The 15,552-nt window shown below is 42.2% G+C and carries 14 protein-coding genes; 8 read left to right on the top strand and 6 right to left on the bottom strand.

The window, feature by feature from the left end; translation table 11 throughout:
* Positions 1 to 145: 145 nt before the first annotated feature.
* From rarD to uvrB, 3 genes are all read right to left on the bottom strand, one after another.
* A complete protein-coding gene (gene rarD, locus ABEF84_RS05495; protein WP_034587056.1) occupies positions 146 to 1,078 on the bottom strand; it encodes an EamA family transporter RarD in 933 nt (310 codons plus the stop codon).
* Positions 1,079 to 1,235: 157 nt separating this feature from the next.
* The gene (locus tag ABEF84_RS05490) at positions 1,236 to 1,832 is read right to left on the bottom strand and encodes a lipocalin family protein (protein ID WP_034587058.1); all 597 of its coding nucleotides are present in this window, start codon (positions 1,830 to 1,832) and stop codon (positions 1,236 to 1,238) included.
* 166 nt (positions 1,833 to 1,998) lie between these two features.
* Complete coding sequence (uvrB, locus tag ABEF84_RS05485; protein ID WP_034587060.1) at positions 1,999 to 4,020, bottom strand: excinuclease ABC subunit UvrB; 2,022 nt, start codon at positions 4,018 to 4,020, stop codon at positions 1,999 to 2,001.
* Positions 4,021 to 4,589: 569 nt separating this feature from the next.
* Between uvrB and ABEF84_RS05480 the strand changes: the two genes are divergently transcribed.
* Positions 4,590 to 5,378 carry a hypothetical protein gene (locus tag ABEF84_RS05480; RefSeq protein ID WP_034587061.1) on the top strand — a complete coding sequence of 263 codons (789 nt, stop codon included), beginning with the start codon at positions 4,590 to 4,592 and terminating at the stop codon, positions 5,376 to 5,378.
* Positions 5,379 to 5,462: 84 nt separating this feature from the next.
* On the opposite strand, the gene ABEF84_RS05475 is transcribed toward ABEF84_RS05480, so the two are convergent.
* Positions 5,463 to 6,125, bottom strand: a complete 663-nt coding sequence (locus ABEF84_RS05475) for an IS1595-like element ISAcra1 family transposase (protein WP_004783898.1) — start codon at positions 6,123 to 6,125, stop codon at positions 5,463 to 5,465.
* Positions 6,126 to 6,300: 175 nt separating this feature from the next.
* Here ABEF84_RS05475 and ABEF84_RS05470 point away from each other — a divergent pair, with 175 nt between their 5' ends.
* The gene (locus ABEF84_RS05470; protein ID WP_034587063.1) at positions 6,301 to 7,749 is read left to right on the top strand and encodes a sensor domain-containing diguanylate cyclase; all 1,449 of its coding nucleotides are present in this window, start codon (positions 6,301 to 6,303) and stop codon (positions 7,747 to 7,749) included.
* Between the two features lie 69 nt (positions 7,750 to 7,818).
* On the opposite strand, the gene ABEF84_RS05465 is transcribed toward ABEF84_RS05470, so the two are convergent.
* On the bottom strand, positions 7,819 to 7,995 hold the full coding sequence (locus ABEF84_RS05465) for a hypothetical protein (protein WP_171077662.1): 177 nt from the start codon (positions 7,993 to 7,995) through the stop codon (positions 7,819 to 7,821).
* A 324-nt stretch (positions 7,996 to 8,319) separates the two neighbouring features.
* On the opposite strand from ABEF84_RS05465, the gene ABEF84_RS05460 reads away from it, so the two are divergent.
* The 5 genes from ABEF84_RS05460 (at position 8,320) to ABEF84_RS05440 (ending at position 12,719) form a co-directional block, all read left to right on the top strand.
* Positions 8,320 to 9,402, top strand: coding sequence for an OmpW family protein (locus tag ABEF84_RS05460; protein WP_034583931.1), 1,083 nt, complete (start codon positions 8,320 to 8,322; stop codon positions 9,400 to 9,402).
* A gap of 220 nt (positions 9,403 to 9,622) precedes the next feature.
* Positions 9,623 to 10,837: an MFS transporter gene (locus tag ABEF84_RS05455; protein ID WP_034583934.1), complete on the top strand. Its 1,215-nt coding sequence runs from the start codon at positions 9,623 to 9,625 to the stop codon at positions 10,835 to 10,837.
* On the top strand, positions 10,830 to 10,964 hold the full coding sequence (locus ABEF84_RS05450; RefSeq protein ID WP_034583937.1) for a hypothetical protein: 135 nt from the start codon (positions 10,830 to 10,832) through the stop codon (positions 10,962 to 10,964). Before ABEF84_RS05455 ends, ABEF84_RS05450 begins: the two co-directional genes overlap by 8 nt.
* Before the next feature lie 189 nt (positions 10,965 to 11,153).
* Positions 11,154 to 12,119 (top strand): TauD/TfdA family dioxygenase, encoded by a 966-nt coding sequence (locus ABEF84_RS05445; protein ID WP_034583939.1) that lies wholly within the window; start codon positions 11,154 to 11,156, stop codon positions 12,117 to 12,119.
* 270 nt (positions 12,120 to 12,389) lie between these two features.
* The gene (locus tag ABEF84_RS05440; protein WP_034583940.1) at positions 12,390 to 12,719 is read left to right on the top strand and encodes a four-helix bundle copper-binding protein; all 330 of its coding nucleotides are present in this window, start codon (positions 12,390 to 12,392) and stop codon (positions 12,717 to 12,719) included.
* Positions 12,720 to 12,817: 98 nt separating this feature from the next.
* Here the strand turns inward: ABEF84_RS05440 and sthA are convergent, their stop codons facing one another.
* Positions 12,818 to 14,233 carry a Si-specific NAD(P)(+) transhydrogenase gene (gene sthA, locus ABEF84_RS05435; RefSeq protein ID WP_034583943.1) on the bottom strand — a complete coding sequence of 472 codons (1,416 nt, stop codon included), beginning with the start codon at positions 14,231 to 14,233 and terminating at the stop codon, positions 12,818 to 12,820.
* Between the two features lie 219 nt (positions 14,234 to 14,452).
* Here sthA and lipA point away from each other — a divergent pair, with 219 nt between their 5' ends.
* Positions 14,453 to 15,466, top strand: coding sequence for a lipoyl synthase (lipA, locus tag ABEF84_RS05430; RefSeq protein ID WP_034583945.1), 1,014 nt, complete (start codon positions 14,453 to 14,455; stop codon positions 15,464 to 15,466).
* The last annotated feature ends 86 nt before the right edge of the window (positions 15,467 to 15,552 follow it).

Genomic DNA, 15,552 nt, shown 5'->3' with positions numbered 1-15,552 from the left:
CCCTATATTCATTATAAATTTGGAAAATAGTTGTAATTAGTAAGATGATTTTACATTTAAAAAATCCAAAATCTTATTTTTGATCAGACAAAAAGATTTTTGTTAAATGTTGTTTATTCACACAAACATTTTTCTATCATTCTTTTCATTTCTCTATTCTATCCTTGTAATACTCAAGATTCTTTTCTAAAGCCTTTTGCTGTATATGCTGCTTATAAAGATGTAATACACCTTCCACCACCAGCAACACCACTGCCAACCAGATCGGAATATAGGTCAGCCATTCTCCTGGCTCAACCCGCTCACCCAGTGCCATCGAAGCAAAAGCCAGTAATACCGGTTCCAGATAACTGAGCAGACCAAAAATCACAAAAGGTAAATAACGGCTGGCCAAAATATAACTTCCCAAACCCACAGCACTCAAAAAGCCTAACCCCAGGACTGTCAGAATCAGATGCGGGAAATTTACGATCAGCTGGAAAGAATCGCTATAAACAAAGCCCAGATAAAACGCCACCGGCAAGATCAGGCATAGATCCCACCAGAAACCGCCTAAATGATCAGTGCCAAAGCGACGGCGTAAAAAGAAATACACCGGATAAGCTAAGGCTACATATACCGTTTCCCAAGCAATCGAACCAATCCGCCAGAGCTCATGCCCTACACCTAATACAGCACAGACTACGGCGGCCAGCTGCCAACTGGAAAGTTTTTCCTTATAGAGAATGCATCCAAATAGCACCATTACCAAAGGGAGCAGGAAATAACCTAGCGATACCTGCAACCCACGTCCGTTGATGGGTCCCCAGAGAAACAGCCAGAGCTGAGTGGTACACAGTAAAGAACTGATAATCAGCCAGATCAGAAAGGTGGGCTGTTTTAGAACACGCTGAAAAATACTACTGATATGTTTCAGGTCACCCGACCAGCACATAAAGGCAGTTAAAAATGGTAATGTTGCCAGCATGCGCCAGGCAAAGGTCTGTTCACTATTTAGAGGCTGCAAAAAAGGCGTGAAAATATAAAGCACACCAAAAACCACCGATGCCATAACTGACAACGCGATACCTTTATACATTCACTACCCCAAGCTATCTTTGCCGGCATTATATCGAGATACCATCTGGAAAGCTTGCCTATACGCTTGGATCGAATGATAAATTTTCAGTGTAGGGGTTCAGCTTTTCCGAACATAAAAAAAACCATGCCGAAGCATGGTTTGAGGAGAGATCAGATTAACGTGCTGTCTGCTTGGTCTGAATCAGGTCACTCAGGTCATAGCCGACCGATCTTGCATATTCCAGATATTCATTCACAACTGCTGGATCTGGCTGTGGAGTACGTGACAATACCCACATATATTTACGTTTTGGCTCACCCACCAGTACGGTTTGATAATTATCATCCAGCTTTAAAATCCAGTAATCCCCACGAGCAATTGGAATCCAGCGGATCGCTTCTGGCAAGAAGCTGACTTTAAATTGCGTGTTGTAAGGTGGATTTTGAGCAAATGCTTCCCCCACGGATTGGGTTATAGAACCATCTTTTTTGATACAGCGGTTATCAACCTTAACATTACCATTTTCATTTAAGGTATAGGTCGCGGTAACATCACGGTCACATTTGTTCTGGAACTGCAGTGGCTTGCGGGCAACTTCATACCAGGTACCTAGGTAATTACCCAGATTCACCTTATCTACAGTAGGCAGTGGCTTGGTTTCAGCAGCAAAAGTCATGGTAGCGGCACTGAGCCCTAAACCTAATAGCACCGCCCCACCTACAGCAATCTTGGTAAGTTTCAGACCCGCTTGCGGGAGATTTCTAGTTATCATAAAGCATCCTTTTCGTTACACAGATCATTCAACAGAAGTCTGAAGCACATGTTTTTTAAAACAATTAATCTGTAGACCAAAATAGCGTCATCGTGTGAATGATTGTGTATCGATATGTAAGATTTATGATTAGTTTTGCACAACTAAAAATAGCCAGATCAGAGACTTAACTTAGCATCTGGGCCTTTAAACGCAGGATTTCATCACGTAGACGCGCGGCCTGTTCAAACTGCAGTTCCTTCGACGCTTTGAGCATCTCTTTTTCCAGCTTGCTAATGTGTTTGGCAAACAGTTTTGGATCTGCCAGCAAATGACGTTCATCTGCACTTAGCGCTTTGGCCTGATCGGAAATCCGTTCTTCGATTTGATCATCATCCAGCAGCTCACCGGTATCAATTTCCTTGATTACCTGACGCACGGCACTACGCGGCACAATGCCATGCTCTTCATTAAACTGCAGTTGTTTGGCACGACGGCGCTCTGTTTCATCAATCGCTTTCTGCATTGAATCGGTAATGCGATCCGCATACAGAATAGCCTTACCTTTCAAGTTACGTGCCGCACGACCAATAGTCTGAATAAGTGATCGTTCAGAACGCAGGAAGCCTTCTTTATCTGCATCCAGAATCGCCACCAGTGAAACTTCCGGCATATCCAGACCTTCACGCAACAGGTTAATCCCGACCAGAACATCATAAACACCGGTACGCAGTTCATGAATAATTTTCACACGCTCAACCGTATCAATATCCGAGTGCAAATAAGCCACTTTCACGCCATATTCTTTCAGATATGAGGTCAGGTCTTCCGCCATACGTTTAGTCAAGGTTGTCACCAGTACGCGCTCATTCAGATCTTTGCGGATATTAATTTCTGACAAAACATCATCGACCTGAGTCAGTACCGGGCGAATTTCAATTTCCGGATCAACCAGACCGGTTGGACGCACGACCTGCTCGACGATCTGCTCTGACTTTTCCAGCTCATAGTGTGCCGGTGTCGCACTGACATAAATGGTGGTCGGCACAATCCGTTCCCATTCCTCAAATTTCATCGGACGGTTATCCAGCGCACTTGGCAGACGGAAACCGTAGTTCACCAGATTTTCCTTACGTGAACGGTCACCCTTATACATCGCACCAATTTGCGGAACAGTCACGTGTGATTCATCAATAATCAGCAAGGCATCATCCGGCACATAGTCAAACAGTGTCGGTGGTGCTTCGCCAGCCGGACGACCGGATAAATGCCGCGAATAGTTTTCAATACCGTTGGTATAACCCAGCTGCTGCATCATTTCCAAATCATAGCGGGTTCGCTGTTCAATCCGTTGTGCTTCCAATAACTTGTCATTGGTACGGAAGAATTCCAGGCGTTCCTGCAGTTCTTCACGAATAGTTTCAATCGCACGTGCCAGATGATCTTTCGGTGTCACATAGTGGCTCTTCGGATAAATCGTCACACGTGGCACTTTGCGGATCATTTTGCCAGTCAGTGGATCAAACCAGCGGATGGAATCTACTTCATCATCAAACAGTTCGATACGGATGGCATTCTGGTCCGATTCTGCCGGGAAAATATCAATAATTTCACCACGAATACGATACGTACCACGTAAAAATTCCAGCTCATTCCGGGTATATTGCATCTCCACCAGACGGCGAATGATGTCATCCCGATTGATCCGGTCGCCTTCCACTACATGCAGCAACATGCTCATGTAGGCGTTCGGATCACCCAGACCATAAATCGCCGACACCGAAGCCACAATAATTGCATCACGGCGTTCTAATAAGGCGCGGGTTGCCGACAGTCGCATCTGATCAATATGGTCATTAATTGCAGCATCTTTCTCGATAAAAGTGTCGGAAGATGGCACATAAGCTTCCGGCTGATAATAGTCGTAATAACTGACAAAATATTCGACCGCATTATTCGGGAAAAATGCCTTAAATTCGCCATAAAGCTGTGCTGCCAGTGTTTTGTTATGCGCCATGACAATGGTAGGACGCTGGGTACGCGCAATCACATTGGCCATGGTGTAAGTCTTTCCCGAGCCCGTCACCCCTAGTAACAACTGATTTTTATACCCCTGTTCAATGCCCTGAACCAGTTTTTCAATGGCCTGTGGCTGGTCACCTGCTGGCTGATAATGAGTGACCAATTCGAAAGGGGTTTTATCTGACATAAGCTTTGGCAAATTCACTGGAAATACGTTGTTTTTATTATGAGGGCAAAATGGAATTACTCAATCCCTGTCTAGGTTGCTGTTTAGTAAAATAAAACAGGATCATTGTCATTATTTTATATTGCTTTACTCAGTTCAAATTTGATGAATAAGGGACAGAACAATCCAAATTGCTTTGAAACATATAACAATAATGAGTATAAAATTGAGATCTATAAAATTATAAAAAGCAGGCAAAATCATGAAAGATAAAGAATATCGTGAAATCGCTACTAAGAACCAATTTCGCTATATGGGCACAATCATATTTTGTATGGGTCTTTTCTATTTGTTCTTGGTCATTGGTGCCTTATTGAATAAGCACTTTTTATAAAAGGCCGTCACTTATGCAAAAGAATAAATTAAGCATTTTTAGACAGCAACTCTATTTAGGTTTGTTCGGTATCCTATTCTGGATTATTGGCGGAATTTTGACGTATCTGTTTGGGTAACGCTGCACAATAATGCCTTGACCCCTGCCCGTTTCAAAGGCAACATGAAATCAATCAGGATATCGAATAAAAAGTGCTATGACTTACCAATACCACGACGAAAGCATTGTCAAAAGTTTACCTGAAGATACGATTTTCGTATTTGGCAGCAATTTGGCCGGGCTACATGGCGCTGGTGCAGCCAGAACTGCTCTTGAGCATTTTGGCGCGGTTGAAGGCGTGGGTCGTGGCTGGTCGGGTCAAAGCTATGCCATTCCAACCATGAATGAGCATTTACAACAAATGCCACTATCCCAGATTCAACATTATGTTGAAGATTTTAAAACCTACACCAAAAATCATCCGAAGAATAAATATTTTATTACCTCCATCGGCTGTGGCATAGCGGGTTATAAAGTCGAAGAAATTGCGCCAATGTTTAAAGGCATTTCTCATAATGTGATTTTTCCGCAATCTTTCCGTCCTTTTGTGGAAAAACCATTGCCGAAATTGACTGAAAAATTCCTGAAAACCATTTTTAGAGATTCGATTATTTTTGCAGATAGCACAGACGACATCATTGATGTGCTTGCCTTGAGCGATAACGAAAAAACCCTGGCGAAAATCCTACTCAATACCCAAATGTACCCAACGGATAGTAATGGTCGGGATCGTGTCTTTGAAATTCAGGATATTCTGTATAACCTGCAAGGCAAGGTCTTCGAGTTTCAAAGCAATACTGAAGGATCCATGGTGTTCGGTGGCGTTATTCTCGCCTTGTTAGAACTGTATAATATGAATGAACAGGATTTCTCGGATGTCTGGCATGGAAAGCGTGAAATTGCACCGCCAAAACCTGAAAATAAGGCACGTAAAAAACCACATTAAGGTTTTCATCCCAATTGATCAAAAGCCAATATATCCATTGGCTTTTTTTCATAAGGCTCTAGACTAGCAGATTTACACTTAATTTTACCTAATGAGGTTCCACAGCTCAGTTGCTAACTCATTAGGTTCCCTCATCCAACGCCATTCAGTTTCTTTAAGATGATAATCAAAGTACTCTTTTGATATGCCGTTAAACTTTGCTAGCCTTCTTTTACAAAAGCTCCAAAATGATTCTATTCCATTTATATGACATTCTCCTCTAGCAAACTCATTTGCTCCGTGATTTACCCTAAAATGCTTTGAATAACCCACATCAACAAGACCATTATAGCCACGCCATCCATCACTATAAATCACACTCTCAAGTGAAACTTTACCAATGATAACCTCTTGTAAAGTCTTCATTTTACAGTCAGGTACGATTTCAGTATAGACGCGCCCATTACGTTCGAATATTCCAAATACTGGCTGTTTTAGAGTCCCACGACCACGCTTTAACTTTCCATGAAACCCACGTTGCCTTTTCGCTCCAAAATAGCTTTCATCTACTTCTATTGAACCAACAAACTTAGCTCTTAAATCTGTTTGATGATCATAGATAGTTTCTCTAAAAAGCATGTACCAATAGTTAATCGTATTACGATTTAAATTGAGTAATAAGGCTGTTTTGGAAGCAGGAATATCAACACAAAAGCATTGAATAATTTTTTTAATCTTGTAGTGACTTAATTTACTGTTTTCTATCATGATTCTAGACTAATATAATCATTTTGCTAGTCTAGAGCCTTCATAATTAAAATTAATCGAATGCCTAATCATTCAAAAAATCTAAATATAAAGATTTATATATCACATTATTTTAAATTAACTTTTTTACTCTTATACTGATCAAACGATATTAAATAATAATTGAGCTGCTTGAATGAATATGTTGGATTCCCCTTTTTTTGAACTTTCACCAGTCGCCATGTGGCTCGAAGACTTTAGTGAAATCAAAAAACAGTTTGATCTTTGGCGAGCTCAGGGAGTCGAGGATTTATTGACTTTTCTAAAGGAAGACGAAGCACGTGTTTTAGAATGTGCCCAAAAAATTAAATTATTAAAGGTGAATCCTAAAACCCTAGAACTCTTTCAAGCCAAAGATTTTGATCATTTACATCAGAATCTGGGACAGATCTTTAAAGAGGATATGAGCAAGACCCATATCCAGGAACTGGTCGCTCTATGGAACGGCGAAACCCAGTTTTCCCATCCTGCGGTGAACTATACCTTGACCGGTCAGCGCCTGGATATCCAACTGAAAGGAATTGTCCTGCCACAACATGAACATGATCTTTCCCTGCTGTTAATTACAACAGAAGATATTACCGCTTATACTGAAGCACGCCGTCTGGAAGAACGTAACCGTCATCTGGCCGAGGCACGTTTTATTTACTCACCCGCTTCACTTTGGGTCGAAGATTTTAGCCGGATTAAAATTAAATTAGATCATTTACGTGAATTAGGCATTGAGGATTTCAAGACTTTTCTGGATGTACATCATGAATTTATTCATGAATGTATTCGTGATATCCGGATTATTGATGTCAATCAGGCAACCCTGGATTTACTGGGTGCTTCCAGTAAAGAAATGCTGTTAAAAAACCTGCATAAAGTCTTTGCCAAAGATATGGTCCAGACTTTTAAAGAACAGCTCATTGAACTCTGGAATGGCAACCTGCATCATCAGCGTGAAGCCATTAATTATGCGCTGGATGGCAGTATCCGCCATGTTTTGCTGCAATTTACCGTGTTTCCAGATTATCTGCAGGACTGGAGTATGGTGCAGATTGCTTTGACTGATATTACTGCACGGAAAAAAGCGGAAAATTATCTGGAATATTTAGGCAAACATGACGTTCTGACCAAGCTCTATAACCGTGCCTTTTATATGGCAGAACTCAGCCGTCTGGAACGTAACGACATCCAACCGATTTCCTGCATTTTTATGGATCTGAATGGCCTCAAAGAAGTCAATGACAGCCTAGGACATGATGCCGGCGATAACCAACTGCGTCGTTTAGGCAATATCCTGAATCAGCTGATTCAGCATACGCCTTATTCTGCTTCGCGTATTGGCGGAGATGAATTTGTGGTGCTTTTACCGGGTGCAGATAAAGCAGCTCTGCAAAACTGTTTAAAAAGCCTGCAGGAGTTATTGGTTGTCGATAACCAGTTTTATTCACATCAGCCTCTCAGCCTTTCGATTGGTCATGCGACAAGTGCAGCAGGTGAACGAATTGAAGATATGCTAAAACGGGCCGATCAGGAAATGTATGTGCAAAAGAGAAATCATTACCAGCATCATAACCGTAGAGCACCAGCCTCCTAATTACTAGGGAGCTAAAATGTTAAAAATAAAAAAAGCCATGTAATAAACATGGCTTTTTTCAATCAGGAATTAGCGTTTACCCATGGATTTACGGGTACCACGTGGTGGCATCCAGGTTCGATCCGCATAATGTCTCGGTTTTGGACGCAAGTCTTCATAAACCTCTTCAGACGTCGATTCAGCTTTTTTCAATGGAAAAGGTAAATTCACCAAAGGCTTTTTCTTGGGAGTATTTGAGGAGCTCATTAGATTGACTCAAAAATAACTGTGGCTATTGTATAAAAAAAAAGTGACCGATGTACAACTTAAGCGTTTAAATTTCATTAAGCAATTGATAATAAAACTATAAATTTATCATTGTATGTGAATACCAATCACCATAGCCAAGTGCTACTTTTAAAAAGATGGATTACATTAACACTCAAATAATAAAACACACTGAAATAGATCGCTTTATTTATTAACCTTTCACTTACTTATTCTACTTGTTTTCCATACAGACTTATTCAAATAAGTTTAGTTTGATAAAAAAACAAAAACAAAGATGAATAAATGAAACAAGGAATTCAAATGAAAGGAATTTTAGGGACAATGATCGGGTCCACGATTCTATTACCAACATTAGGCTATGCTGATACGTCTTATTTCAGCCTTCAGGATGGAGATGGCTTTAAACGTTTTTCTGTATCAGTGGGTGCTTTGCATGTGATGCCACAAGGTAAGGCACAGCCATTCAAAGTCAATACTGCTGTTCAGAATGGTGAAAGCTATAGGAATGGTGCGATTGGTGTTGATACTGTCCTTAACAATCTGGATCCATCAGTAAATCAGAATGCAGTGAAACTTTTATTAGAAGGGATAGGCTTTTTCACAGGAGGTACATTACCTGCAAGTCTAAGCGGCTCAACAGAAATCAATGGCCTATCTGAATGGAATAATCCGGGCACTGGTTTAGAAGCTGATGATGTTACAACACTAGGCATCATGACCAATTACTTCTTTACAGATAATGTTTCATTAGAAATAAAAGCAGGTATTCCACCTAAAGTTGATCTCCAAGGCAAAGGTAGAATTTATGCACCTTTCTCAGGAACTGCGACTCCTACTTTGGGTAGCATTGAGCTTCCACTTGATATCGTACTGAAGAAGGATATCGAAATTACAGATCTGGAAGCCTATGGGCCCACTGCTTCCGCCCGTGCATGGACACCAGCTTTTGAGTTCCAGTATCACTTTGGCAAAACTGGCGTAAATAAATTCCGTCCTTATATTGGCGTAGGCTTGATGTATGCCTACTTTAACGAACTAGAAATCAATCCACAGACGGAACAGGATTTAATCAAAGCTGGACATATGATTGCCAATATTCTGGATAATAAGGCTGGAGCATCATTAGAAAATACACCGAATGAAAAAGCCAATCCAAAAGTTAAACTGGATGCTACAGATACCTTTGCTCCAGTGGTGACTGCAGGTTTTACTTATGACTTTAATGACAAGTGGTTTGCAGTAGGATCCATCAGCTATGCGCATTTAAAGAATGAAACTACAATCACAGTAATTGATGATCACTTTGGAAAATTAATTGAATCCAAAGCAGACATTGAGGTAAATCCTCTACTTGCTTATGCCGGGATCGGTATACGTTTCTAAACAGATCCTCAAAAAGCAGAGTCTCACTCTGCTTTTTTATTCACAAGTACACAATTGAATGTCACAAGAAAATGAGTCTGGAATCAAATCCGCTTAAAACTGATTTTCCTTAACACTCATACACATAAAAAAAATTTATCTTTTAAGTAATTATTATTCTATCGCGACAATAAGTTGAATCGACTAACATAAGTAACAATGCCCACAGGATGAGTTTCTTATGTCTGACAGCCAGTTTTCCAAGCCACTTATCTATATGCTCATCGGTGCAGCAATTATTCTGGCTTTGTCTCTGGGTGTACGACATGCGTTCGGCCTGTATCTGGTGCCGATGAGCCATGAATTTGGCTGGGGTCACAATGTCTTCAGTCTGGCGATCGCCATGCAAAACCTGATCTGGGGTGCAGTTCAGCCGGTCACAGGCGCAATTGCAGATAAATATGGCAGCAAGCTGGTGGTTGCTGTTGGTGGTGCCCTATATGCACTCGGGCTATTGCTGATGGCCGTCAGTTCAACCCCATTACTATTGAATGTCAGTGTGGGCCTGATTATGGGCCTTGCCTTGTCTGCAACTTCCTTCCCGGTACTGCTATCTGCCGTTGGTCGCGCTGCTCATCCTGAAAAACGCAGTCTGGCAATGGGGATCGCTAGTGCTGCTGGCTCATTCGGGCAGTTTATTATGCTGCCCTCCACCTTACTGCTACTACAAAGCATTGGCTGGTCAGCTGCCCTGATTGTCAGTGCCATTCTCATTGCGTTGATTGTTCCCCTCGCCTGGATGCTGAAAGCTCCCATTTATAAAAATCCCAATGCTGTTCCTGTCGCCAACACACCCTCGCTGAGCTTTAAGCAGATTCTGGTGATTGCAAAAAATCACAAACCGTTCTGGTTTTTGGCACTGGGCTTTTTTGTCTGCGGCTTTCAGGTGGTATTTATCGGAATTCACTTACCGGGTTATCTGATTGACCATGGTTTTAATGCCACTACAGGAACAGTGTTCTTAGCACTTGTTGGTCTGTTTAATATAGTTGGCACCTATACCGCCGGCTGGCTCGGTGGCAAGTACTCCAAACCGCATTTGCTCATGGGCCTGTATGGCCTGCGTGGTGTCGCCATTATTGCCTTTTTGCTGCTGCCCCTTACCACATGGACAGTGTATGCCTTTGGTGTCATTATGGGATTATTGTGGCTATCTACCGTACCGCTGACCAATGGTATCGTGGCCAATATGTTTGGGGTAAAATACCTCACCATGCTGAGTGGAATCGTGTTCTTTACCCATCAGGTCGGTTCATTCTTTGGCGGCTGGCTGGGTGGTGTGAATCATGATCTGGCGGGTAACTATAATGCCGTGTGGATGCTATCAATTGTTTTAAGTATCTTTGGCGTACTGGTGCATTTCTGTGTCAATGAGGAGCAGATTGTTCATGACTGATTCAGGCTTTCTATTCAAACTCATCATCAGTATGAGTCTGGTACTGTTATTGGCGCTTGCTCTGCTGCTATGGAGCCAGACACCACAATTATTTGAATACTTTAATCAGGCCTTTTGTGCGCATTAATCATACAAACTGTTGCCAAATCATCAGCAAAATTCCCGATTTTCAGTGTAGAAAAAACTAAAAGTAATAAAAACAGTAGAATAAATAAATTTCATTGCTATTTCATAAACTTAGCATTTTTAATCATTTTGCTAAAGTACAGAAGTCTCATACATTTTGATCATGACAAAACAATGATGAGACTTTTCAATGACCAGTTTATCGCAATTATCACAAGCTATTCATGATGCGCCACGTTGGCATCAGCCAGACCAGTTCCAGAATCCGGAAGAGATTCAAATCGTTCCCCAACATGATGCTGCCCTGGGCGCAGTGGTGTATGGGCTGGATGCCCGTAAAGCCCAATCTGGCGAAACCATTTTAAAATTAAAACAGGCATTGGCTGAGCATCTGATCTTGATTATCAAAAATCAAAGCTTGGATGATTTGCAGTACTTGGCCTTTGCCACTTATTTCGGTTCAATTTTCCGTCCAAGCCCAGATACCCCAGTTCTTGCAGCGCAATCAGATACTGGCGTACCACCAGACGTAGTACCCGTATCTAATGCCGTTGGTCAGGGCGACTATACCGGTCATGGCGAACTCACTCCACATGCCGATCACCAATGGACACCGCTTCCTTCTTTCGGTTCTTTGCTTTATGCAATTGAACTGCCAAAAGATGGTGGTCAAACCACCTGGTATAACACCATCAAGGCCTATGAAGCACTAGACGAAGCAACAAAAGCACATATTGATAATCTACAATTGATTACCTACAACCCATTTGTACGTCGCCAAAAAACCAAAGATGTAAGTAATGATCAAGGTTATGGCACAAGCCCACTATACCGATTTAAAGATCAACCAATTTTAAGTCATGCCTACCCGCATCCGCTGGTACGTACCCATCCAGAAAGTGGTCGTAAGGCACTATGGCTGAACACCCATACTGAAGTAGAGCTGGTGAATTATGATGATCAGGAAGGTAGTAAGTTAATTGCAGAATTGCGTGAGCACGTGCAAAAACCTGAATTTTCCTATGAGCATAACTGGGAAGTTGGTGACATCGTATTCTGGGACAATCAGGTGACTTTACACTCGCGTCGCCCTTTCCCGGCTGATCAGCGTCGTCTGTTAAAACGTATCAGTCTGGCAGGTAGCCGTCCGTATTAATAACAATAAGCAAAGATCAATAATTATACATATTCTGACTTTTACACCATTGAGTATCCTGACCGCCCAATGGTGTTTTTCTTTATTTTTTCTGTTGGCATTACCCATTTTCACTTAGATCTAGTTGACCTAAATTTTCCTGTCGCTTTTCCTGCATTAACACGACCCGTGCATAACTTACCTTTTTTCACTTAAACCTCATCGTGTAGCTGTCTTTTTCTGATTAGCGTATTGATGAACTTAGGAATATCTCTATAAAAGGAGAACAAGATGCAAGAGATTCAATTTTCCGAATGTGTCCAAGCCTGCATGACCTGCTCTCTCGCCTGTACCAACTGTGCCAGTTCATGCCTAAAAGAAGAACATCTGGAAATGATGCGTGAATGTATCCAACGCTGTTTAGACTGTTCTGATCTGTGCCAGCTCTGTGCACGCATGACCCAAAAACAGTCTCCTTTTATGAAACAGATTTGTGAGCTGTGTGCCAAAGCCTGTGATTATTGTGTAGAAGAATGCGGACACCATGAAGATGAGCATTGCCAGCAATGTGCTGAAGCCTGTCGCCGCTGTGCTGAAAAATGTCGTAAAATGGCGGCCTAATTCAAATATTCATTTTCAGTTTTATTTTTAGCCGAGCACATAATAAAAAACCCGCAAGCCAAAACTTACGGGTTTAATTTTCTAAGTTAAAACTTAACTTAGAACAGACGGTTCATACCATTCAGTGTTGCTACACGATACGCTTCCGCCATGGTTGGATAGTTGAATGTGGTTTCCACGAAATACTTGATGGTATTGTTCGGACTGTTCATGACTGCCTGACCAATGTGAATAATTTCGGAAGCGTTATTACCGAAGCAGTGGACACCCAGAATTTCCAAAGTTTCACGATGGAACAGGATTTTCAGTTCACCCACGGTGTCACCAGTAATCTGCGCACGTGCCAGATGACGGAAAGATGCCTGACCGACTTCATACGGAATTTTTTCTTCAGTCAGCTGCTGTTCAGTCTTACCAATCGAAGAAATTTCCGGAATGGTGTAAATACCGGTTGGAATGTCTGTTACCGGTTTAACGTTTTCTTCACCACTCATGTTGGCACCTGCACAACGACCTTGGTCATAGGCAGCAGAAGCCAATGAAGGCCAACCAATCACGTCACCAGCCGCGTAGATATTTTCGACTTCAGTCTGATACTGATCATTTACAGTTAATTGACCACGGCTGTTGGGTTTCAGGCCCACATTTTCCAGACCTAAACCATCAGTGTTACCGGAACGGCCGTTACACCACAGGATCGCATCTGCTTTAATCTTCTTGCCACTTTGAGTATGCAGAACGACATAATCATCCGTAGTTTCAAGATAATCGATCTGTTCATTGTGACGGATCAATACGCCCTGTTCACGTAAGTGATAAGACAGTGCGTCAGAGATTTCATCATCCAGATAGCTGAGCAGTTTTGGTTGGGTGTTAATCAGGTCAACCTTGTGGCCCAGACCGATAAAGATCGATGCATATTCACAACCAATTACGCCGGCGCCATAAATAATGATTTTTTGAATGGAATAATCCAGATCCAGAATTTTGTCTGAATCAAATACACGAGGATGATTAAAGTCCAGAATCTCAGGACGGTAAGGGCGAGAACCTGTTGCAATCACCAATTGCTGGAATTGAATGGTTTCTTTAATGCCTTCCGGGCTAAATACGAAAATGGTATTTTCGTCCTGAACGTAGGCACGACCGTGGAAGATATCGATTTTATTGCGGTCATAAAAACGTGAGTGTGTATCCACCTGTTGCTGGATCACTTTGTGCGCGTTACGAAGCACCTGCTTCATGGTGAATTGTTTCCATTCACCGACTTTTTGGAACATTGGATCACGTTGATAACGGATAATGCTTGATACTGTCTGACGCAGTGCCTTACTTGGAATTGTACCTACGTGTGTACAGTTACCGCCTAACTGTTCACGCATATCGACAATTGCAACGCGTTTGCCAGATTTTGCAAGCTTCATTGCCGCGCCTTCGCCCGCAGGGCCTGAACCTAGAACTACCGCATCATACTTAACGAAAGCCCCACTAACGACCTCTTTCTTACGTGGCATTCAACGCTCCTTTATAAATTAATTTCATCTGCAATATCTATTTGCCACATATTATGACGTAAATCATGTCAGTTTGGTGTATTTAACTGACATATATTGTGTGATGAGAACATTTTTTAAATGAATAGTGCTTTTTACCCTATTTTTACCTAAGTCCGTTATAATAAAAGCGCTATCTTTGATAATCTCCTCCCTTCAAAAACAGTGGAAAAGTTGAATATGTCTGAAAACCGTAAACCTGAACAGGGTGTCAAACTTCGCGGCGCGGAAAAGGTCGCGCGTATTCCTGTAAAAGTTGTTCCTACGGTTGAAGCTCCAAGAAAACCGGACTGGATTCGTGTCAAAATGGCCGCGCCGGATGAAGTGCAACGTATTAAAACCACCCTGCGTCAGCAAAAACTGCACACTGTTTGTGAAGAGGCTGCTTGTCCTAACCTGCCAGAATGTTTCGGGGGTGGTACGGCAACCTTCATGATCATGGGTGATATCTGTACCCGTCGTTGTCCATTCTGTGACGTTGCTCACGGCCGTCCAAATGCACTGGACCCAGACGAACCACGTCACATGGCTGAAACCATTGCCAACCTCGGTCTGAAATATGCCGTGATCACTTCGGTTGACCGTGATGACCTTTTGGATGGTGGTGCACAGCATTTCGTCGACTGTATTAAAGAAGCACGTGCATTAAGCCCAAATACCCTATTAGAAATTCTGGTACCTGACTTCCGTGGTCGTATGGATATCGCCCTACGTATCATGACTGAATGTCCGCCAGATGTATTCAACCACAATATTGAAACTGTGCCACGCCTGTATAAAGCGATGCGTCCAGGTTCAGATTATCAGCACTCTTTAAACTTGCTAAAAATGTTTAAAGAATACTGCCCGGATATCCCAACCAAATGTGGTTTGATGGTCGGTATTGGTGAAACTGAAGAAGAAGTGATTGCCCTGCTGGATGACCTGAAAGCGCATGACGTGGATTATGTGACGATTGGTCAGTATCTGCAGCCTTCTAAGCAGCACGCGCCAATTGACCGCTTTGTAACACCAGAAGAGTTTGAGCGTTATGCAGAGCATGGCCGCAAACTCGGCTTTAAAAATATCTGGTCTGCACCAATGGTACGTTCAAGTTACTTTGCAGATCGTCAATACTACGGCGAGCCAGTACCAGCCGTACGTCGTAAGACGGATCCTGCCAAGAAAATTGCCGTACAAACCATCGAAGCTTAATTGAGCTGATATGAAAAGCCCTCCATGTGAGTAATGCCAGTCAGTTAAGCAAATATTAGTAAAATGTAGTAAAAATGAGTGTATGT

The sequence above is a fragment of the Acinetobacter sp. ANC 7912 genome, assembly GCF_039862785.1.
GTDB classification, from domain to species: domain Bacteria; phylum Pseudomonadota; class Gammaproteobacteria; order Pseudomonadales; family Moraxellaceae; genus Acinetobacter; species Acinetobacter thermotolerans.
Note: the sequence above shows the minus strand (reverse complement) of the source record. Positions and strands in the feature narration are given on the sequence as shown.